The organism is Cellvibrio sp. GW822-FHT04B05, assembly GCF_058800985.1.
The window spans coordinates 995,383-1,017,028 of sequence record NZ_JBXAMU010000001.1; the positions used below are offsets into that span (position 1 = coordinate 995,383).

A 21,646-nucleotide genomic window follows, 5' to 3' on the forward strand; every position below is an offset into this window, starting at 1 on the left:
GCGGGAATAGCTCAGTTGGTAGAGCATAACCTTGCCAAGGTTAGGGTCGCGAGTTCGAGTCTCGTTTCCCGCTCCAAATTTCCGGTTTCAAATTTTGTATCAAGTTTTATCAAGGTTTGTAACCTGTTGAAAGTGGAGGCTTCTTGCCTCCATTTTTGTTTCAGCGAAAGTTCCGAATCTGCTTGTAGCCAAGATTTCAAGTCCATCTACGGATGTGCTTGGTATCGATTATTACTGGCGCGAGAGTATGTCGTTCGTTACTTACCGTCTTCGGGATTTGCGTTGTTTGCGTGACGAACCCCGCGCTTAATAACTAAAATATCTATCCAAAAATTCACCGTAAACAAAAGCCTCAAGCAGTGTGTTTAGCGGCTGAAATAGTTTTATATCTGTTTATCTCGAATGGCTTGCTTGCGTATCGAACTGGAATTCAAAGAGAGACAGCACAGTACGCGCGCGCGCATCCGACATGTCTTCAAATGAAGGTATATTGCCCAAATTGGGTGAGATGTCTATTGGCCGTCAAAAGCATTGTTGTGCCTGACGAAATAGCTTGCCAATGTATTGCTTTTTAAGCAATGGACGTGGGCATGCATCCGATATTATTGTCCATGCAAGTGAGTTGAATACTATATTCGTTAATCGATAGTAACTATTTCTAACCTTATCCGGCAGTAGGAGCAATGTATGAAAGTCTCGATATTTAGCAGCAAACCTTACGATATTGAATACTTGACCCTCGCCAATAATGAGCGACACCAACTGGTGTTTCATGAGGCATCATTAAATACCCATACTGCATTGCTTGCCCAGGATTCCCCCGTTATCTGTTGTTTTGTCAATGATCACCTTGATGCATCGATGTTGCGCCAATTGGCAGCGCAGGGCACCAGACTGATTGCATTGCGTTGTGCCGGTTTTAACCACGTTGATATTTCCGTTGCAAAAGAGCTGGGTCTTATTGTCGCGCGTGTTCCGGAATATTCACCACATGCTATCGCAGAGCATGCGTTGGGTCTTATCTTGATGCTAAATCGCAATTTGCACCGTGCCTATAATCGTGTGCGCGAGAATGATTACTCGCTGAACGGTTTATTGGGGTTTGATGTAAACGGAAAAACAGTAGGGGTAATTGGCACGGGGAAAATTGGTCAGATTTTCGCAAACATTATGCAAGGTATTGGCTGTAAGGTAATTGCTTATGATCCCTATCCTTCAGCACTGTTACTTGAACAGGGCATTTGTTATGAAAGTCTGGATGATCTGTGGTCGCAGGCCGATATTATTTCGCTGCATTGCCCCTTAACACCGGAAACACATCATATTGTGAATGATAAAACGATTACCCATATGAAAACGGGGGTGATGCTAATCAATACAGGTCGAGGTGGGCTCATTGATACGCGAGCAGCAATTGCCGGGCTTAAAACCAAAAAAATTGGATATTTAGGCTTGGATGTCTACGAGGAAGAAGGGGATCTCTTTTTTGAGGACTATTCCAATCAATTATTACAGGATGATACATTTGCCCGGTTACTGACTTTTCCGAATGTGGTCATTACCGGGCATCAGGCATTTTTCACAAGGGAAGCATTGCAGGCAATCAGTGAAATTACGCTTGCCAATATTGATCACTTTGCGCGAGGGGAAATTAACCAAATGCACTGCGTAACAGGTTAAAATTTTTATTCTAATGCTAGCGTAAAGAGTTTTGCGCGCGACAGACATTCAGGAAAAATGCCAAGGAAAAGGCATGCTCCTGAAATCTTTTGAATAATTTCCCCACAACGTGGAAATCTCACATTAATACCCTGGCAAGTATTTTGTATACTCTCGGTTTATGATGGCAATGAGTATGCATTTGAAATTTACTAACTTTTAATTAACCTCCTCTTGCTTTCGGATAGTGTTATTACAATCCTCAGGATCATATGTTTTTTGTATCCCTCCCGTAACAAACCCAATCATAAAAGTCAAAATCAGTACTGCACCGGCAACTATCGTAGATTTAAGTGGTTTTTTGTCTGGCATGATAAATCCTCTTAACATTAAATTAATATCATCAAATAATGCCGATAAATTTGGAGCACTCCTTGGGTTTTTGAATTCATCCTCTTATTCGATATTAGCTAAATAGGTTCTTGTGACAGATTCCAGTTCGGTTTCCAGCCAGTGTGCGCGCGTTTGGGTATGTCCTAAAATAGTTTCGCATAGCAATTTTGTTTCCCTATCATCTGTTACATCAGCCGCAATAATAAGAGCTTTGTATGCAGTAATTGCCATTTGTGTGAAGGCATGCATATCAATAATGCCTTTTACTGGCTGATCATTACCAGTCAAGCCTGATATGTTTTGGAATTCCGCAAAAATTTTTGCTGCTGTATCTTTAATTATTGAGGAGCTACTTCCTAAATGTTGCATCCTGATAGACAGGATAATCTGGTGTTCTACGATACGCGCCAACTCGGATTCAAGCTTACCTTGTAATCCCGGGTATTCTTTAAACCGTTCTGATTGCTTGGAAAACAGTTGTTCTGCATGTGCTTCCATTGCATGAGCATCACGCAACCACTCCCGGATACATTCTTTACGGATGTCAGTCATTTTATTAATCCCAATGATAAGCAGTGATGTATTGATCACTGTTGTGCAATTTAAATGCCATGCTGAATTATTTTCATTGATAGGATTTTTATTGGACGATTATATTTAGTTCAGATAGTTTTTATTATTAATAGTGGCAGCGATAGAAGAGAACAGGCAATGTCACAAAAACTAAATGAAAATATTACACTGTAAAATTTACATAAATCCGACATTCGTGTATCGCTTATTAAGCATTCTTCAAAATTTTTTGAAGTAATATCGCATTGTTGTATGCATTACCAATCGTATTGTTAAAATACACAAAAATACTTTTCCCGGCTTTGTGGTGATGGTCTAACCATTCCGCATAGGTTTCAATTTCATCGTCGGTATAGCTTCCCGTATAGTTACCTGATGGCCCATGGAGCCTAAGGTAGACTATATCAGTGGCAGTATGATCCAATGGTGTCTTTGATGTTGGCATGTCATGAAAAACTAAAGAGGCATGTTGTTTTGTGAACATATTGTATGCCTTGGGAATATACCAACTAGGATGCCGCATCTCGATTGCTAATTTCCAGTATGGCTGTTGTTGCAGATTCGTTAAGCACTGAAGCAAACTTTCAATCTTTGCAAAATAGTCAATGGTAATGTTGGCCGGAAATTGAATTAATAATGCTCCTCTTATTTTATGTAATTCGCTTGCAGCTTTCATAAATTTTTCCACTTCACCATTCTCAAAATTCAGGCCCCTGGCATGGGTAATGGCTTTTGATATCTTGACACTTAATGTGAAATTCCCATTAACTTCATTGTCCCATTTAGCAAATGTTTTGGGCAGTGGTGTTTTATAAAATGAGCTATTCAGTTCCAGCGAGTTGAATATTGAGGCGTAGTATTGCAATCGTGTGGAGGAGTGAAAGGCGGGTGGAAAATTTGATTTATTAACGGGTAGAACTATCCCGCTGGTACCTACATTAATTGGAGCGCAAGTACTGGACATTTTAAGCTCCCTTTCTCTTTATCCAAAAGTAATAAAATCCCTTTGCCCAAGCAAAAGTGTAGAAAAATGAAAGCGCGAAGATTCCCCACTGAGCTGCTTGATAAGTTGTATAGAACCAAAATGGCTGACCGATGAGCCCAAATATACATGCATATTTTCGAGCAGAATGGCGCTGGTCCTGCGTGAGCCAAACCGCTAAAATCCCGGTAATTGCGATTGCGCTTTGTTCAAACATAAAAACCCGGCACTGTTATACGACAGAAAGTTATCACAATATTTTTTCAAGAGGGCATAAGTGGATTGAGTTTTTATTAAAACGATTGGTCATACATTCGTCCGTTGTAAAGACATACCTTTTCAATCGGCGGCTGATCAACATAATAGAAACGCCGGAAGATACTCAGTGCGGCTACCAACATTGAATGAATTTAAGTTTCGCAATTGCTGTCCTTGATAAATTACAACGTTACCCGTTGTATCCTTCACCTATTTCAACATATTGGCGGTCGTATCATTATGACGAACCATCGTTTTTTTTAAATAGCTTCCTGTGTGCGCCAACCAACGTAATTTCACCGACGTTTACTCGTAGCATCAGTTAATTAAAAAATTGTTGCTATTTTTGAAGGAGTGATTATGAAAGTTAAAGGTATGGTCACTGCGACCTTATATGCAGCTATTGCGGCAGCTGCCCAATCTTATGCGGTAGCTCCCATTTCTAATCAACTTAAAGATCCTCGTGCAGCAGATGTCACTATCATTGGTCATGTATTGGAGCCGAAGAAAACATCAGCAAACAATGTCATATCAAAAATAGCAGTACCGAAAGGGTTTGAAGTCAATGTATTTGCTACGGATTTAATTAACCCTCGCATGATTGCTGTGGCAGAGAATGGAACAGTGTATGTCACACGGCGTGAGGTGGGGGATGTAATAAAACTGGTCGATACTAATCAAGATGGCGTAGCGGATCAGCAGGAAGTGGTAGCCAATAGGCCTGGTATGCACGGTATCGCTATCGATGGCAATACAGTTTATCTCGCTACGGTAAATGATCTTTATAAAACTACGATTCAACCAGATGGAAAACTGGCGCCGTTGGAGCGTTTCGTTGATGATTTACCGGATGGCGGTCAGCATCCTAATCGTACGATAGCAATTGGCCCCGATGGAAAACTATATGTATCGGTGGGGTCGACCTGTAATGCATGCGACGAGACGAATCCCGAAAGCGCAACTATGTTGCAAATGAATACTGATGGAACTTCACGTAAAATTTTTGCATCAGGGCTTCGGAATACTATTGGTTTCGATTTTGAGCCAAACACAGGCGAGCTTTACGGGATGGATCATGGTATCGACTGGCTTGGTGATAATGAACAGCATGAAGAGTTAAACCATATTGTTAAAGGCAAGCAATATGGCTGGCCATATATTTATGCAAATGGAAAGTTCAACCCGCAGGATGAACCGCCAGGTGAAATAAGCATGCAGGAGTGGGCATCACGCAGTGTTGAGCCATTGGGATATTACACACCACATGCAGCGCCCATGCAGATGACATTTTATACGGCCACGCAATTCCCTGAAGAGTATCGAGGCGATGCGTTTGTCGCAATGCGTGGTTCCTGGAATCGCAAACCGCCAGCTGGATACGAAGTTGCCCGCATTCGATTTGAGGGAGGGCGGCCAGTGAAGTTTGATACATTTGTGCAAGGATTTTTATCGCAAAAGGGTAGTAAATGGATTCATTACGGTAGGCTAGCGGGATTAGCGCAGGCTAAAGATGGTTCGCTTTTATTGGCCGATGATACCAATGGTATTATCTATCGCATCGCCTACACCGGCTCGAATAAAAATACCAAGCCTCTTGGACCGCCTACCAATTCCTTTAATACGAACCTACGAGTAATCACTGGAGAATTAACTACACCGGATGAGCCACATACAAACAATCTTGCATTCCAGTTGTTGAGTGGTAACAGCCAGCAATCGTTATCTATTCAGTCAGCAGCATTTGATACCGGTGCACCTATACCGGTGAAATTTGCTGCTGAAGGCGAAGATATTTCGCCGCCACTTGAGTGGAGTAGGGGACCGAAAGGAACTAAATCGTATGCCATTTTTATGGAAGATCCGGATGCAGGCCAAAACCCTCCCTTTGTTCATTGGCTGCTCTATGATGTACCTGCCGATGTGCTCAAGTTACCCAAAGGAATTCCGCCCCTTCCCGAACTGGCCACACCTAAAGGCTCTTTACAAGGAAAGAATGATCGGGGTTCTATAGGATATGTCGGACCTAATCCACCGCCGGCGGATTCAGCACATCGGTATTATTTTCAAGTATTCGCGCTCGATACTAAACTTAATTTACCAGTAGGTGCGACTCGCGAAGAGTTAATTGAAGCTATGCAGGGCCATGTACTTTCACGTGGACATATTATCGGGCTTTATGATCGTTAAACTGAAGATACAGTTTTGTGGCAAATTTAGTAAAAGGGATGTCAATAAGTTTCATGGATGCAAGAGCGTAAGTGAGTGAACCATCCCAAGGCAGTTAATCAGGAGAATCTTATGGCACTTCCCAATACTACCCAGCGTGTAGCAAAGCATACATCTGAAAAAGTGAATCGAAAAATTGAAGCTGAGACGCAACGCTCAATTGTGTATTACCGGACTCATCCTCAGGAAATACCTGGACGGCTCAACGAGCTGAATCGAGAATGGGATGTTGAACGAGCGCTGGAGACAAATGCATCCACCTTAATTGTGATCACGTGCATTTTAGGTTTTACGTTACACAATGTGTTTTTTGTAATTCCGCTCCTCGTAGGAGTTTTTTTACTACAGCATGCATTACAAGGTTGGTGCCCTCCATTGCCGATCCTGCGTCGCCTTGGGTTTCGCACATCATCAGAAATCGAATTTGAACGCAAAACACTGGAGGAAATTATTAAGCGCTAAGCTGGGAATATAGCGAGTCCTTCCAATACCTATTGAATTTATTACAGTTGCCGAAAGCAGGCTGCACTTGAGGAAACTCTACCCTATTCATTTGCGTGGAACAAAATCCAACACAGTGGCATTGATACAATAGCGCGGCTTACCGTTAGGGCCGTCATCAAACACATGACCTAAATGGATACCGGAAATTTTTGCGCGTATTTCGGTGCGTTTCATGCCATAGCTATTATCGGGTATTTCTATAACTGAACCATCGACAGGTTTTGTAAATGAAAGCCATCCACTGCCTGAATTAAATCGGTCACGCGTATCGAATAACGGTGCTCCGCTTAGCTTATCTACAAAAACACCCTCCGGTGTGTTCTTGAAAATTTCGTACTGCTTACAAAAGCGGGCATCAGTGCTTTCTTCAAATGCCACATTGAACGCTTCGCTATCGCCCAACTTGAATTTCCCAAGTAGCAAATAGAATTGCTCGGGGTTCATATAACCTTGACGACCAAATACCTCTTTTCCGTCTTCCAGTAAGATAATGGTTGGGGTGGCCCAAGTGGGTGTTTTTAAACTCAAGTTACTTAACTGGCTGGCGAAGCGAAAATGCATTGGAATATCTCCCTTATATCCCTGCGCCACATCGTCTTTAAATTTTTTGCAGTAAGGGCAAAAGTCTTCGGCGTCGATGACCAATATGTGTTTACCTTTTAGCAAGGCAGTGTTGTCCTCGGTTAACTTTTTCATTTTGTTTTCGTCAAAGCGCACACCGGTGGAATGGTCCGGGCAATAGCCATTGGGATTTTTGGCAAGGTAATCCTGATGATATTTTTCTGCCGGGTAAAATTTTTTAAGCGGCTTAACGTGTGTTGTGATTGTTCCATAACCGGCTTTGGTGAGTAATGCTTGATAGGCGGTCAACACCTGCTGTGCCGTATCTGCCTGAGCTTGATCCCTGGTTAAAATGATGGAGCGATATTGCGTACCTATATCGTTACCCTGGCGATTCAACTGTGTCGGATCATGCATTTCAAAGTAGCGCTGGAATAGTGCGGTCAAGCTGACTACTTTGGGGTTGTAAGTGATTTGTACTACTTCGGCGTGATTATTCGGGTTGTTCTTGTTAACGCGCTGTGTGATCGCCTCATAATTCGGTTCAACGCCATTGCCGTCGGCGTAACCGGCAACAGCGTCAACCACACCGTTAATCGCTTCAAAACGTTTCTCCACACCCCAAAAACACCCGGCGCCGACAACAATAGTATCCAGGTTACGGGTCGCAGGCATGTCACTGACCTCTGCCTGGGAGCAGACGCTTAATAACAAGCTGCATGAGATGAGCATTTTAAAAAATGTTGACGAAGCCATGGCAACCTCTAATTGCTGTCCTGCATTGATAAATTTCTACATCAATGACTAGAGTCGGAATTTGGATGTTTGTTACATCCACCATAGAAAATTTTTCGCTTTTATATGGTGCGTTATCGCGACTTTATGCACCAAAAGATAAAACAACACATGAATAATTGCGATCAAAAACAGTGCAGGAGCAAGAGATACGCAAAATAAAAGCCCATTTATGAGGCGTATTCGGGGGTGATTGGTTGTTTTTATGACTTGGCCTTGTGTTTGCTATGCATCGTTTATCTTAGCAAATATATTGATGGCTATTCGTGAGTAATAACAAAACCATTAAATCTGTATGCCCCTACTGCGGTGTCGGTTGCGGTATCGTGATGGAAATCACCGGTGACCGGATTACCAAAGTCGCTGGTGATAAAGAACATCCCACCAATTTCGGTCGCCTGTGCACCAAAGGAAATACTTGCATCCAGGCAATTGCCGAGTCCGGCCGTGTTGATTCTGCTTATATACGCAAAAACCGCAGCCATGATCCGGTGCGTGTGGGTATGGATGCAGCAATCACTGAAACCGCTCGGCACCTTCGTACAATCCTTGATGAACATGGTCCGGACGCGCTCTCGTTTTATGTGTCCGGGCAGATGTCCCTTGAAGCGCAATATCTGGTAAATAAACTCTGCAAAGGGTATGTGCGCACCAACAATATCGAATCCAATTCACGCCTGTGTATGGCGAGTGCAGGCAGTGGTTATAAATTATCGCTGGGTGCCGATGGCCCGCCGGGCTCCTATCAGGATTTTGATAAGGCCGATTTATTTTTTGTGATCGGCGCCAACATGGCCGACTGCCATCCGATTTTATTTTTGCGGATGATGGACAAAGTCAAAGCCGGTGCGAAATTAATTGTGGTTGATCCGCGCCGCAGTGCCACCGCCGATAAAGCCACCTTGTTTATGCAAATCAAACCCGGCACTGACCTCGCGCTGTTGAACGGGCTGTTGCATTTGCTGGTGAAGAACGGCGCTGTAGATACAAACTTTATCGAATCCTTCACCGAAGGCTGGGAGCAAATGCCCGCCTTTCTTGAGGATTATTCTCCCGAAAAAGTAGCTGACATCACCGGCATCCCGGAAGCGGATATCCGCACTGCAGCACAGATGATCGGCGACGCGCCCGAGTGGATGACCTGCTGGACCATGGGCCTCAACCAATCCACCCACGGCACCTGGAATACCAATGCCATCTGCAATTTACATTTGGCGACCGGCGCGATTTGCCGCCCCGGCAGCGGCCCCTTTTCACTCACCGGCCAACCCAATGCCATGGGTGGGCGCGAGATGGGTTATATGGGCCCCGGTTTGCCTGGCCAGCGCTCGGTACTGGTGGAAAAAGACCGCGAATTTATCGAAAACCTCTGGCAAATTCCGCCCGGCACTTTGCGCACGGAATTGGGCGGCGGCACTGTCACCCTGTTTGAGGACATGATCGCGGGTAAGGTCAAAGCCTGCTGGATTATCTGTACCAATCCGGTCGCCTCCATGGCCAACCGCAACAATGTGATTGCCGGTTTGCAGGCTGCCGAACTGGTGATTACCCAGGACGCCTTCCTCGATACCGAAACCAATCGCTACGCCGATATTTTATTGCCGGGCGCGCTCTGGGCCGAAGCTGAAGGGGTGATGATCAACTCCGAACGCAATATGACGTTGATGCAAAAAGCGGTTGAACCGCCGGGCGATGCCTTGCCCGATTGGCAAATCATCGCCCGCGTCGCCTGCGAGATGGGTTTTGCCGATGGCTTTACCTACAACTCTGCGGCGGAAGTGTTTGACGAAATCAAACAGGCGTGGAATCCCAAAACCGGTTACGACATTCGCGGCGCAAGCCATGGGCGTTTGCGTGAAGGCCCGCTGCAATGGCCGTACGCACCGGATGCGGCAAATGATCGCAATCCCATTCGCTACCGCAACGCTGGCATCAACCAAACGTTGAAAGTGTACGAAGATGGCAGTAAACCGGAATTGGTATTCGCTACAGCGAGTGGCAAAGGGGTTTTCTTCGCGCGTCCCCACGGTGATCCCGCTGAATTACCCGATAGTGATTTTCCTTTCGTACTTAACACCGGTCGCCTGCAACACCAATGGCACACCATGACCAAGACCGGAAAAATTCCGACGCTCAATAAACTTAATCCCGGTCCCTTTGTGGAAATCCATCCGGAAGATGCCACGCAGCTCGGCATCAAAGACAAACACAAAGTGGAAATTCGCTCACGTCGCGGGCGTGCAATATTACCCGCCGTAGTCACTGACCGGGTGCGCCCCGGCAATTGTTTTGCCCCCTTTCATTGGAACGATGTGTTTGGTGAAAACCTGGCAATTAACGCCGTTACCAACGACGCCATCGATCCTGTTTCGCAACAACCCGAATTCAAATTCTGCGCCGTGGCGTTGTGCCTGGTAGAAGACGAGCCGGTTTTCACAACTCCCGCTGCCAGCGATACCAACCTGATTGCCAGCGACCGCGCAGTCGCGGCAATGCCCCACACCGAGGAACTCGACATTATGCAAATCAATGCACTCGCCCAATTATTAGGGCTTGATGCGGCACCGGCCGTGAGCCTTGATGCCCACGAAAAATTGTATCTGCAAGGTTATTTGCTTGGATTGCACAGCGAGGAAGGCCGCAAACAAGGCGGTGTGCCGACATTGCCTGCCACCGCGCCAATCGATCCCGCTAAACGCTTGGTACTCGACGGCATATTGGCTGGCTTATTTGCGCGCACCTGGTTGCCCGGTGGCGGCGGACCTGCGGCATTACCGGCAGGCAGCGCAATACCCGCCTCATCGGGGCCGGATGTACCGGCACCGGCGCCCAACGAAAAAACGGCATTGGTAATCTGGACTTCATCCACCGGCAACTCGGAAAGTGTTGCAGACCAGTGCGCCAAACGTTTAACCGATGAAGGCTGCAACGTTCGCCTTGCCGCAATGGATGCGATAAAAGTACAGGAGCTTGCGGCAGCAGAAAATCTCCTGGTGCTGGCCAGCACGTTTGGCGATGGCGATCCGCCTGATAATGGCGCTGCACTCTGGAGCGCACTCGACGCCGACAGCGCGCCCACATTGACCAACACACGTTTTGCAGTGCTGGCCTTTGGCGATTCCAACTACGATCAATTCTGCGGCTTCGGTAAAAAAATTGATGCGCGACTCGAAGCCCTCGGCGGCCAACGAATCACCTCACGTATTGATTGCGAACCGGATTATCAGGAAGCGGCAACGCAGTGGTTGGGCGCAACCATAAGCGCGATGGTTTCTGCAACCGTTAGCGCATCCGCACCCGTTCCGCAATTGGCATTGGCCAGTGGTGACGATGGCGAAGCGCCACCCACTGCACCCGCCAAACCGGTTTACAACAAACAAAATCCTTTCCCCAGCAAAGTGCTGCTCAACCGCTTGCTCAACAAGCCCGGTGGCGACAAAGAAACCCGCCAGTATATTTTTGACCTGCGCGATAGCGGACTTGATTATGAAGCGGGTGATGCCTTGGGAATCTGGCCAACCAATTGCCCTGCATTGGTAGAAGATATTCTTGATGCACTTAAACTCGACCGCGATACCCATGTCAGCGTGAAAGGTGCAGGCGATATGCGCTTGGCTGATGCACTCGCCAAACAATTTGAGATCGCGCGTATCACGCCTGATTTTTTGCAATTTGTAAATGCGCGCGCCAGTAGCGACAAACTCGCCACCTTATTAAAAGACGATAAAAAAGCTGAGCTGAAACAATGGCTCTGGAGCCGACAGATTGTCGATGTATTGCAAGAGTTCCCTGTCAACACTACTGCGCCGGAATTACTCGCTGCACTTAAACGTTTGCAACCGCGTTTGTATTCAATCGCCTCCAGCCCCAAAGCCCACGCAGGCGAAGTGCACCTCACCATCAACACTGTGCGCTATGCCTGTAGTGGTAAAGCGCGCAGCGGTGTTTGCTCGGTGTTTCTGGCGGATCGCACGGAAAACCAACCTATACCCTTGTTCATTCAAAAATCTGCACATTTCCATCCACCCAAAGATTTAAGCAAACCGTTAATCATGGTTGGGCCCGGTACCGGCGTTGCACCCTTCCGCGGTTTCTTGCACGAACGTAAGGCCACCGGCGCAACCGGAAAAAACTGGTTGTTCTTCGGCGAGCAACGTGCAGCAACGGATTTTTATTATCAGGATGAATTGGAGGCGCTGCAAAAAGAAGGCGTACTGCATCAATTGGACACCGCGTTTTCGCGCGATCAACCTGAAAAAATTTATGTGCAGCACCGCATGGTTGAACAAGGCGCGCAGCTGTGGAATTGGCTGGAAGAAGGGGCTTATTTCTGTGTGTGTGGCGATGCCAGCCGCATGGCCAAAGATGTGGACACCGCCCTGAAACAGGTTATCCAAACACACGGTGGTTTGGATAAAGACGCGGCAGATGCTTATGTTGCAAAAATGTCGGCGGATAAACGCTATTTGAAGGATGTGTATTAGTGGCCCTGGATAATTGCGTTTGCAGGTATGACAGATGGTATCTATTTGCGCATCGTCACTCCCGCTTCGATTGCATGGGTGCAGGGCGACACAGGAGTCAAAGCCGATCGGGAGTCCAGCTGTTGCTGTCGGAGGAAAACCTATGGACCCCCGCTGCGCGGGGATGACGATTCCCCGCTAAACAAAATTTTTTTATTCATCGTTATATACCAATAAATATATCGATATTTTTTTACATTAAAGACCGAGGAAAAGCCATGAACCACAAAAAGAAATTATCAACACTGATTGCCAGCTTGATCACTGCAGGTTTGCCATGCACATCATTTGCCGATACGCCCACATTGGAAACCATCGTCGTTACCGCCAATGCGCAAAATACTGAAGAGGATAATACCCAGCGCATCAGCATCGACACTATTCGCGTTTATGACAAAGAAACCGTAGGCGCTGCGCTTAACCTCAGCAGCGGTGTCAGCCTGAGCAAGGTGGGCGCGCGTAACGAAGAAATGATTTATGTGCGCGGATTTGATCTGCGCCAGGTGCCGGTATTCCTCGACGGCATTCCGGTATATGTCCCTTACGATGGTTATGTGGATCTGGGACGCTTCAATACCTTCGGCATTGCCCATATCGATGTGGCCAAAGGATTCAGCTCGCTGATTTACGGCCCCAATACCTTGGGCGGTGCAATTAATTTGGTCAGCCACAAACCGGGCGATTTATTGGAAGGCGAAATCGGTGCGGGAACCACGTGGGACGATAGCGGCAATAATAATTCCCGTCGCGTCTACACCAATATCGGCAGCAACCAGGGCGGTTGGTATGTGCAGGCCGGGCTTTCGTATTTGGATGTAGATTCTTTTTCACTGCCGGATGATTTTCCTGCACGTCGTTTTGAAGATGGCGACGAGCGCGAAAACAGTTACAGCGATGACCGCAAAGTCAGTTTGAAACTCGCACTCACACCTAACGAGACCGATGAATACAGCTTGAGCTATTCATCGCAACAAGGCGAAAAAGGCAACCCGCCTTATGCCGGTGCCATCGCCAGTATCAATGCCCGCTATTGGCAGTGGCCGGTATGGGACAAAGACAGCCTTTACCTGCTCACCAACACCCGGTGGGATAAGGTCACATTGAAAGTGCGCGCCTATCACGACACTTACCAAAACTCGCTCTTCACCTATGACGATGCAACCTACACCACGCAGAACCGTCCGTCCTCTTTCAAAAGTTGGTACGACGATTACACCAACGGCGCCAGCGCGCAATTGGATTTTCAATTACATGAAAATAATTTATTGAAAGCCGCTTACCACTGGAAAGAAGATATTCACCGCGAACATAACGCTGGTGAACCCATCCGTCGCACCAGTGACCGCACACAATCCGTTGCACTCGAAGATACACATAACATCACTGAAACTTTATCGTTAGTGGCCGGTGTGTCCCACGATTGGCGTGAAAGCCTGGAGGCCGAAAATTACAACGCGAATACCGGTGTCATTTCCGATTTCCCCAAAGGCGACAACAGCGCTAACAACGCAACCCTGGGTTTATTTTATCGTGTGTCCGATGCGGGCCGCCTGCACCTGACCGGCGCGCGTAAACATCGTTTTGCGACAATTAAAGATCGCTTCTCTTATCGCATGGGCAGCGCCATTCCCAATCCGGATCTGCGCAGTGAAGAGGCCGATCATATCGAGCTTGGTTACGAACATAAATTGACTAACCAATTGCGTTGGGACATCGCCGTTTTCCGTTCGGAAATTACCGATATGATCCAGGCAATCAGTATTCCCGCCAGCGCCTGCAGTTCACCGCCCTGTTCGCAAATGCAAAATATCGGTGAGGTACGCGCAACCGGTGCAGATACCGGTTTGCATTATTCACTCGGCGATGTGCAGTTAGGTGCGGTTTACAGTTATCTCGACCGGGAAAATATCACTTCACCGTCGGTGCATTTAATTGATACACCGCGCCATAAATTTGCGGCAGACCTGCGCTGGAACATTACACGCGCATGGAATTTGACAGCGACAACCGAAGCGTCCTCGTCCCGCTACACCACCAGCAACGGTGTGCAGCAAACCAAAGGATTCGGTGTGACTAATTTAAAAACCGGCTATCGCATTTTTGATGAAAAATTATTAATCGAAACCGGTGTGCGCAATGCGTTTGACCGCCTGTACGAATACAGCGAAGGTTTCCCCGAGGCAGGCCGCACCTGGTTCCTGCAAGCGAACTACAGCCTCTAGGGAGCCTGATATGCATTCAACCATTAATCTGATCCGCCGCCGTTTATTGCAAGGCGCTGCACTGGTGATGGCCGGTGCAGCGCTGCCACTGTATGCGGAACCACTTACACTTACCGTTATGACAAGTTATCCGGCAGACGTTACGTCGCGCATGGAAGCGGCGTTTGAAAAAGCGTATCCGGATTATCGCCTGCAAATAATCTGGCGTATGCCACAAGACGCATTGCCGTATCTGCAACAACCCAAACAAGGTGGCGTGGATGTTTACTGGTCGCCATCACCGCGCACCTTTAACCAACTGAAAGCGGAAGGTGCATTTCGCAAACTGGATGTGGATTTCAATGGTTTGCCGGAAATAATCGGCAAAACCCGTCTGCGCGATTCCGGCAATTATTTTACCGCAACAGAAATGGCGGGCTTCGGTTTTGCGATTAACACGCAGTCCTTAACCAAATTGGGTATCGCCACACCGAAAAGCTGGCGCGACCTGACCAATCCGAAATTGGCCGGGCAGATCGCAGTGCCCAATCCCGCCCGCGTGGGTTTCGCGCCGGTTTTGATTGATATTCCGCTGCAAGGTTATGGCTGGGAAGCTGGCTGGGCATTGTGGAGTGAAATTAGCGGTAACGCCGAATTACTTGAACAAGGTGGTGGTTTTATTAGCGATAAGGTTGGTGTCGGTCAAGTGGCGATTGGTTTATCGATTGATTTTTTTATTGCCTCGGCCATCGCTAATGGAGCACCGATCAGTTTCATTTATCCGGACCGCGGCGGAATTAATCCTGCCCATATCGCCATTACCACTGGAACTGAACAGCCGGATGCAGCAAAAACCTTTACCGGATTTGTATTATCCGCACAGGGACAGTCATTGCTCACCCACGCCGATATTCGCAAGCTGCCCGTGCGGCCGTCTGTCTATGAAAAATTACCGGCAGATTACTATCGCCCTTTTGCCGCTGCTGCGCGCGGTGAACTGGATTACGACAATGATCGCGGGCGTAATCGTTTGGGCGTAGTGACTGCATTGTTTGATCACCATCTCGCGTATCGTCATCAGGAACAGCGCGAGCTATAGCAGAAATTGCACGCACTGGAAAGCGCAGGCAAACCCCAACCGGAATTGCGCAAGTTGCTTACATCAGTTCCCTTGTCAGAAACCGAAGCGGCGAATCCCGAATTGCAAAAACAATTTCGCGATCGCCTGGAAGGTGCCAAGCCCCGGTTGCGTGAGCCGGAGCGCCGCTGGCGCGCAGCGACTGATAAGCGCATCGCTGCTGCACAACAAGTAATAAATACGCAAACACCGGAGGCGCTATGACCTTTTGGTCAGCCGTCGTTTTATTTGTTCTGATATTGGTGACTGAAACTGTGCTGGCAGGTGTAAATACATCGGCCAGCAATTCACAAGATCGCCACATCACCAACAACCAAACACGCGAAGCTTATGCGCAACCTTTTGCGGGGTTAAACGAAGAAGAACTCGCGCAATTTTTTCGCGGGCGCAATCTTTTTCGCCAAAGTTGGGTAATTGCACCGGCACGGGATTCAGCCGTGGGTTTGGGGCCGCTGTACAACCGTATTGCCTGCGTATCCTGCCACCCTAAAAATGGCCGCGGCCGCGCGCCGGACGATGCCCGCGAACGGATGCAATCCATGCTGGTGCGTTTATCGGTAGCGGGAACAACAACGCAAGGCGGCCCAAAACCTCATCCGCGTTACGGCAACCAGTTCAATGAAGAAGGTGTTCCGGGTGTGCCCGGTGAAGGGCGCGCGCAAGTGCAATGGGAATATCAAACCATCGAATTCGCCGATGGAACACAAATACGTTTACGCAAGCCGCAGTTCGCATTTAGCGAATTAAATTACGGTGCTCTTTATGAAAAACAGGAACCGGTACAAATATCTGCGCGCATAGGCCCGGCGGTTTTCGGTTTGGGATTACTGGATGCCGTCAGTGAAAAAGATTTACTGGAATTTGCGCAACAACCAAAACCGGATGGCATTAAAGGCAAGGTCAATCGTGTTTGGGATACCGCCAGCCAACAAATCCGCATTGGCCGCTTCGGTGCTAAAGCCAATGCTGCCAGCTTGCGCAGCCAAATTGTTGAAGCCATGCTCGGTGATTTGGGAATCACATCCACTTTATTACCCAAAGAAAATTGTCTTCCCCATCAACGGGAATGTTTACAAGCATTGAGTGGGGGTTCGCCGGAATTGAAAGATGAACAATTAATGGATCTGGAATTTTATTTCCGCCATCTTGCAGTGCCCGCTCAACGCAATATCAACAATCTACAGGTAAAGGCGGGCAAAAAAATATTTGTCGATATTGGTTGTGCACTCTGCCATCACCCAGAATTAAAAACCGCTAAACATTATCCGTATAAACATTTAGCCGATTTATCTATCCAGCCTTACACAGATCTATTGCTGCATGATATGGGTGAAGGCCTGGCTGATGAACGCCCGGATTTCCAAGCCACTGGTCGCGAATGGCGCACACCGCCGTTGTGGGGTATTGGTCTGACAGAATTTATCAACGAATACCAATCCTATTTACACGATGGCCGTGCACAAACCTTTGCGGAAGCCATTCTCTGGCACGGCGGTGAGGCAGAAAAGGTGCGCGAGCGTTATCGCAAATTGCCAGGTATCAAGCGTGAAGCGCTGGATCAATTTTTGTTATCGCTATAGGGGGAGTGAATCCGAACCAGAATTCTACCGGATTCTGGTAAAAAAACGCTCCGTGATATCGCTGATATTACAGAGGCTGTTACAAGAGGCTATTTCAATTTAAAAAACGCCATCGTTTGTTGTAATTGCAATGCCTGGCTAGTGAGTTCTTCCGCCGTGGCATAAAGCTCTTCTGCTGATGACGAATTCTGCTGTGTTGCGATACTGATTTGTGTAATTGCGGTAGATATCTGGCTGGCTCCCATGGTTTGTTCGTTGCTGGCGGCGGAAATTTCCTGCACCAGGCTGGCTGTTTTCTTAATAGCCGGAACTATATTGTCTAACAATTTTCCGGCGTTTTCTGCCAGCTTTACCGAGCTATCTGCCAATTCCCCAATTTCTTTTGCGGCGGTTTGGCTGCGCGCTGCCAATTTGCGAACTTCGCTGGCTACGACTGCAAAGCCGCGACCATGTTCCCCTGCTCGGCCTGCTTCAATTGCTGCATTGAGTGCGAGCAAATTGGTTTGGTAGGCGATGTCGTCAATTATGTTAATTTTTTCCGCAATTGTATGCATGGCGTCCACCGTGTCCTTAACTGCAGTGCCGCCTTCATTGGCCTCCTGTGCGCTGTTACTGGCAATATTGTCGGTTACTTTGGCGTTGTCATTATTGTGTCCAATGGATGCGCTTATTTCTTCCATGGATGCACTGGTCTCTTCAATACTTGCGGCTTGCTCAGTGGCTGATTGACTTAAGGACTGCGCTGTTCCGCTCACTTCTTCAGATGCGGACGATAAGGAGTCGGCAGCAGATCTCACCTCGCTAATAATGTCACTAAGCTTGGTAACCATCTCGCGGATGGCAAATAATATACTGCTTTGATCCTTTGGTTTTACATTGACCTGAATCGATAGATCGCCACGAGCGATACGCGAAATAACATCGGCTGTGTAATTGGGTTCTCCGCCCAATTGTTGTATCAAACTGCGGGATATGAGCAAACCAATTACCATGCTGAGCAGGGCGCTGACAATAATAATGCCGATATTAATTACACGAGAACGTTCATACATGTGATTGGAAATAGTGAATTCTTCTTCGGCAACTTTTAGTTGCACATTAACCAAACGGCTAAATCGATCGGAGACGGGTTCAATGCTGGGGTAAAGTTTGTTGATGACAAAATTATCCAATTTTGCACTGTCCTGATCATTCATTATTTGCTGGAGTTCGATGACAGCAGCATTGGCAATATTGAGCAGCGGATGTAATTCATTCACCAGTTTTTCTTCGTCAGGAACCAGTTTGGTTGCCAGATAGCCTTGCCATAGCTCTTCGATTTTTTGATTGGCTTCGGTGATACTGGTTTGTCCTTGTTGCCAATCTATGCCTTTGTTTCGCACTTTGTGCGCGATATCCACGATGTTGACGGCGTACATGTCGGCAATAATTTTAAGGTCTTTTAACGGAATAACGCGATCATGATAAACCGTCGCCATACCGGCATTGGCTTCGCGCATTCCATTGATACCCATGACCCCAATGGCGATCATCAGAATGAGTAATGTACCGGCTAAAATACCGAGTCGCACAGTGACCTTCATATTCTGAAACATGGGCTGCTCCTTGATGCCAGACGTAAATGTGAAGCGTAAGGGGGAATAAAAATATTATGTTGTTGTAATTGAAAAAGTCACATCTGGGGATGGGGCTTCGCTATCAACCATAGTAAGGTGCCGACTCTTTGTCAAAAAGTGGCAGTACCGGGATATATTTCAACACAGCATAAAAAAAACTATTGCGCTCGTCCGCAGGTTGATACGAAACGGACTGATGGGGCGCAATGGGGCAGGTAGCCGCAACCAGATGATATCGGTAAAGAAAAACTCTTTTTAATCAAAGAGTTAGTGACTAAATAATAGTATCGTTTACGCAATTCAATTCTGCACTATAAGTCACTTCTGGTTAGTTAATACCTGTTTCGATAGTTAACAGATCTTCATTACCCGCTGGGGCATGTGCATTCCTCTGCGTTTTCGTTTTAATTCATATCAATGCATGCCCAGCAGTTTTGCGCGCGCTTCCCTGTAATTGAAAGGAGTTTGTTGCTGTTTTGCCTCTTCGCGCTGCTCGTCCAATTGCTGAAATATGGCAATTTCGTCATCAGGCATGAAATGCAGGCAGTCGCCGCCAAAAAACCACAATAAATCGCGATAGAGTAATGGCATCAAGTGCGAATAAGCACCAACTACCCGGCATATCAATACTTGCCCTAGCTCAAGGAAGTTGGCCCCGTGAGGTTGTTGTTGCAGTTGCGCTAGTGTGGCGAGAAACTCCTGGTCATCTTCACTTAAAGGCTCGCTATTAAATGGCGGCAATTGCTGGATCTGCGCGCGGAAGGCCGCAAGTAACTCCAGGTGATATGTGTAATACTCTTGATCGTAAATAGCTTGTTCTGCACTTGAAATCGACATACTGCGCCCTGATGTGGTGGTAGATTTTCTGACCTTCATTCATTTCTGCGAGGGGTTATGACTCCGGCACTCTCATTAAGAAACCTGCGTAAAGTTTACAACGAAAAATTCGAAGCCTTAAAAGGTATTTCACTGGATGTGATGCCCGGTGATTTTTTTGCCATGCTTGGACCAAATGGTGCGGGCAAATCCACTACGATTGGTATCATCAGTTCATTGGTGCGCAAGACATCCGGCACTGTTGAGGTGTTTGGTAAAAATATCGATACCGACTTCTCCGTTGCTAAAAAGTACTTGGGTGTAGTTCCGCAAGAATTTAATTTCAGTATGTTTGAAAAGGTGGAAGACATAGTATTGCAGCAAGCGGGCTACTATGGCTTAGCGCGCAAACAAGCACAGGTGCAAACTGAAAAATATCTCAAACAGCTGAGCTTATGGGATAAGCGCCATACACCTGCTCGTATGCTATCTGGTGGTATGAAGCGGCGTTTGATGATTGCACGCGCGCTGGTACATGAGCCGCAGCTGCTTATCCTCGATGAACCAACCGCAGGTGTTGATATAGAACTGCGTCGTTCCATGTGGGAATTTTTGCGCGAGATTAATGCAGCGGGTACGACAATTATCCTCACCACCCACTATTTGGAAGAAGCGGAGAGTCTATGTCGCAACGTAGCCATTATTGACCAGGGTGTAATTGTTAAAAACACCAGTATTAAAAGTTTATTGCAGCAGCTCAATAAAGAAGTTTTTATTTTTGATGTGCTGGGCAACTTACAATCGCTGCCGAGTTTGGCTGGCCACAATGTAGCCCAAATTGATGAGCACTCATTTGAAGTTGAAGTCGATAAAGGCCAATCGCTTAATGCTGTATTTACCCAATTGACTACCCAGGGCTTTGAAATTGTCAGTATGCGCAATAAAGCCAATCGGTTAGAGGAGTTGTTTGTTGCCATGGTGAATGCGAATAAAGATCTGGCGAATGCAGTGCAAAAAGAGGGGCAGTCATGAGTTTACAAGAACAGTGGATTGCATTGCTGACCATCTTGCAAAAAGAAATCAAACGTTTTACTCGCATATGGATTCAAACGTTATTACCGCCCGCCATCACTATGGTGTTGTATTTTGTGATTTTCGGTAAGCTGATTGGTAGCCGCATTGGCGATATGGGCGGTTTTAGCTATATCGAGTTTGTAGCGCCGGGTCTGATTATGATGGCGGTGTTGACCAACTCATACGCGAATGTATCGTCTTCATTTTTCAGTGCAAAATTCCAGCGTAGCGTGGAAGAAATTTTAGTATCGCCAACGCCCAATTACATTATTTTATTAGGCTACGTGATGGGCGGTGTCGCACGTGGTATGGCAGTTGGTTTAATAGTGACCTTGATGTCCCTGTTTTTTACGGATTTGCATATTTACAATTGGTTCATCACAATCTCTATTGTGTTGATGACTTCCATCCTGTTTTCCCTGGCAGGTTTTATCAACGCTGTCTACGCCAATAGTTTTGATGACATTTCAATTGTCCCGACATTTATCCTCACGCCATTAACCTATTTCGGTGGTGTATTTTATTCGATTAATTTGTTGTCAGAGTTTTGGCAGCATGTGTCGGTATTTAACCCTATTCTGCATATGGTGAATGCATTCCGTTACGGCATGCTCGGGATTACCGATGTACATATCGGTATGGCGTTTACCGGTTTGACTCTCTGTGTTGTTGTACTCTTTGCTGTCGGCTTGCATTTATTAAAAACGGGCAAGCGTTTGCGCGCTTGATCTGGCTATTGGAAAAATT

Annotated in this window: 17 protein-coding genes and 1 tRNA gene; 11 read left to right on the top strand and 7 right to left on the bottom strand. The window is 46.9% G+C overall.

Annotated elements, in window-relative coordinates; translation table 11 throughout:
• Together AC1RJL_RS04080 and AC1RJL_RS04085 are read left to right on the top strand one after the other, a co-directional pair.
• A tRNA-Gly gene (locus AC1RJL_RS04080) sits at positions 1-76 on the top strand.
• 611 nt (positions 77-687) lie between these two features.
• Positions 688-1,680: a 2-hydroxyacid dehydrogenase gene (locus AC1RJL_RS04085; protein ID WP_492911462.1), complete on the top strand. Its 993-nt coding sequence runs from the start codon at positions 688-690 to the stop codon at positions 1,678-1,680.
• Positions 1,681-1,878: 198 nt separating this feature from the next.
• Here AC1RJL_RS04085 and AC1RJL_RS04090 read toward each other — a convergent pair whose 3' ends face one another.
• The 4 genes from AC1RJL_RS04090 to AC1RJL_RS04105 form a co-directional block, all read right to left on the bottom strand.
• The gene (locus tag AC1RJL_RS04090; RefSeq protein WP_492911463.1) at positions 1,879-2,031 is read right to left on the bottom strand and encodes a hypothetical protein; all 153 of its coding nucleotides are present in this window, start codon (positions 2,029-2,031) and stop codon (positions 1,879-1,881) included.
• Between the two features lie 84 nt (positions 2,032-2,115).
• Positions 2,116-2,604: a DUF892 family protein gene (locus AC1RJL_RS04095; protein WP_492911464.1), complete on the bottom strand. Its 489-nt coding sequence runs from the start codon at positions 2,602-2,604 to the stop codon at positions 2,116-2,118.
• 229 nt (positions 2,605-2,833) lie between these two features.
• Complete coding sequence (locus AC1RJL_RS04100) at positions 2,834-3,589, bottom strand: DUF72 domain-containing protein (protein WP_492911465.1); 756 nt, start codon at positions 3,587-3,589, stop codon at positions 2,834-2,836.
• A 1-nt stretch (position 3,590) separates the two neighbouring features.
• Complete coding sequence (locus AC1RJL_RS04105) at positions 3,591-3,824, bottom strand: hypothetical protein (protein ID WP_492911466.1); 234 nt, start codon at positions 3,822-3,824, stop codon at positions 3,591-3,593.
• A gap of 401 nt (positions 3,825-4,225) precedes the next feature.
• Between AC1RJL_RS04105 and AC1RJL_RS04110 the strand changes: the two genes are divergently transcribed.
• Both AC1RJL_RS04110 and AC1RJL_RS04115 read left to right on the top strand, forming a co-directional pair.
• On the top strand, positions 4,226-6,052 hold the full coding sequence (locus tag AC1RJL_RS04110) for a YbhB/YbcL family Raf kinase inhibitor-like protein (RefSeq protein WP_492911467.1): 1,827 nt from the start codon (positions 4,226-4,228) through the stop codon (positions 6,050-6,052).
• 111 nt (positions 6,053-6,163) lie between these two features.
• Positions 6,164-6,553, top strand: a complete 390-nt coding sequence (locus tag AC1RJL_RS04115) for a hypothetical protein (protein ID WP_492911468.1) — start codon at positions 6,164-6,166, stop codon at positions 6,551-6,553.
• Between the two features lie 87 nt (positions 6,554-6,640).
• On the opposite strand, the gene msrA is transcribed toward AC1RJL_RS04115, so the two are convergent.
• Positions 6,641-7,831: a peptide-methionine (S)-S-oxide reductase MsrA gene (gene msrA / locus AC1RJL_RS04120; RefSeq protein ID WP_492911469.1), complete on the bottom strand. Its 1,191-nt coding sequence runs from the start codon at positions 7,829-7,831 to the stop codon at positions 6,641-6,643.
• Between the two features lie 386 nt (positions 7,832-8,217).
• Here msrA and AC1RJL_RS04125 point away from each other — a divergent pair, with 386 nt between their 5' ends.
• From AC1RJL_RS04125 to AC1RJL_RS04145, 5 genes are all read left to right on the top strand, one after another.
• A complete protein-coding gene (locus tag AC1RJL_RS04125) occupies positions 8,218-12,435 on the top strand; it encodes a sulfite reductase subunit alpha (RefSeq protein ID WP_492911470.1) in 4,218 nt (1,405 codons plus the stop codon).
• A gap of 257 nt (positions 12,436-12,692) precedes the next feature.
• Positions 12,693-14,696, top strand: coding sequence for a TonB-dependent receptor plug domain-containing protein (locus AC1RJL_RS04130; protein ID WP_492911471.1), 2,004 nt, complete (start codon positions 12,693-12,695; stop codon positions 14,694-14,696).
• A 10-nt stretch (positions 14,697-14,706) separates the two neighbouring features.
• Complete coding sequence (locus tag AC1RJL_RS04135; protein WP_492911472.1) at positions 14,707-15,774, top strand: ABC transporter substrate-binding protein; 1,068 nt, start codon at positions 14,707-14,709, stop codon at positions 15,772-15,774.
• Between the two features lie 6 nt (positions 15,775-15,780).
• Positions 15,781-16,017 (top strand): hypothetical protein, encoded by a 237-nt coding sequence (locus AC1RJL_RS04140; RefSeq protein ID WP_492911473.1) that lies wholly within the window; start codon positions 15,781-15,783, stop codon positions 16,015-16,017.
• Positions 16,014-17,393: a di-heme oxidoreductase family protein gene (locus tag AC1RJL_RS04145; RefSeq protein WP_492911474.1), complete on the top strand. Its 1,380-nt coding sequence runs from the start codon at positions 16,014-16,016 to the stop codon at positions 17,391-17,393. Before AC1RJL_RS04140 ends, AC1RJL_RS04145 begins: the two co-directional genes overlap by 4 nt.
• Positions 17,394-17,482: 89 nt before the next feature.
• Here the strand turns inward: AC1RJL_RS04145 and AC1RJL_RS04150 are convergent, their stop codons facing one another.
• A complete protein-coding gene (locus tag AC1RJL_RS04150) occupies positions 17,483-18,988 on the bottom strand; it encodes a methyl-accepting chemotaxis protein (protein WP_492911475.1) in 1,506 nt (501 codons plus the stop codon).
• A 435-nt stretch (positions 18,989-19,423) separates the two neighbouring features.
• Entirely contained in the window at positions 19,424-19,885 is a 462-nt protein-coding gene (locus AC1RJL_RS04155) for a PA2817 family protein (protein ID WP_492911476.1), read from the bottom strand.
• A gap of 18 nt (positions 19,886-19,903) precedes the next feature.
• Here AC1RJL_RS04155 and AC1RJL_RS04160 point away from each other — a divergent pair, with 18 nt between their 5' ends.
• Both AC1RJL_RS04160 and AC1RJL_RS04165 read left to right on the top strand, forming a co-directional pair.
• On the top strand, positions 19,904-20,857 hold the full coding sequence (locus AC1RJL_RS04160; protein ID WP_492911477.1) for an ABC transporter ATP-binding protein: 954 nt from the start codon (positions 19,904-19,906) through the stop codon (positions 20,855-20,857).
• Positions 20,854-21,627, top strand: coding sequence for an ABC transporter permease (locus tag AC1RJL_RS04165; protein WP_492911478.1), 774 nt, complete (start codon positions 20,854-20,856; stop codon positions 21,625-21,627). Before AC1RJL_RS04160 ends, AC1RJL_RS04165 begins: the two co-directional genes overlap by 4 nt.
• Positions 21,628-21,646 lie beyond the last annotated feature (19 nt).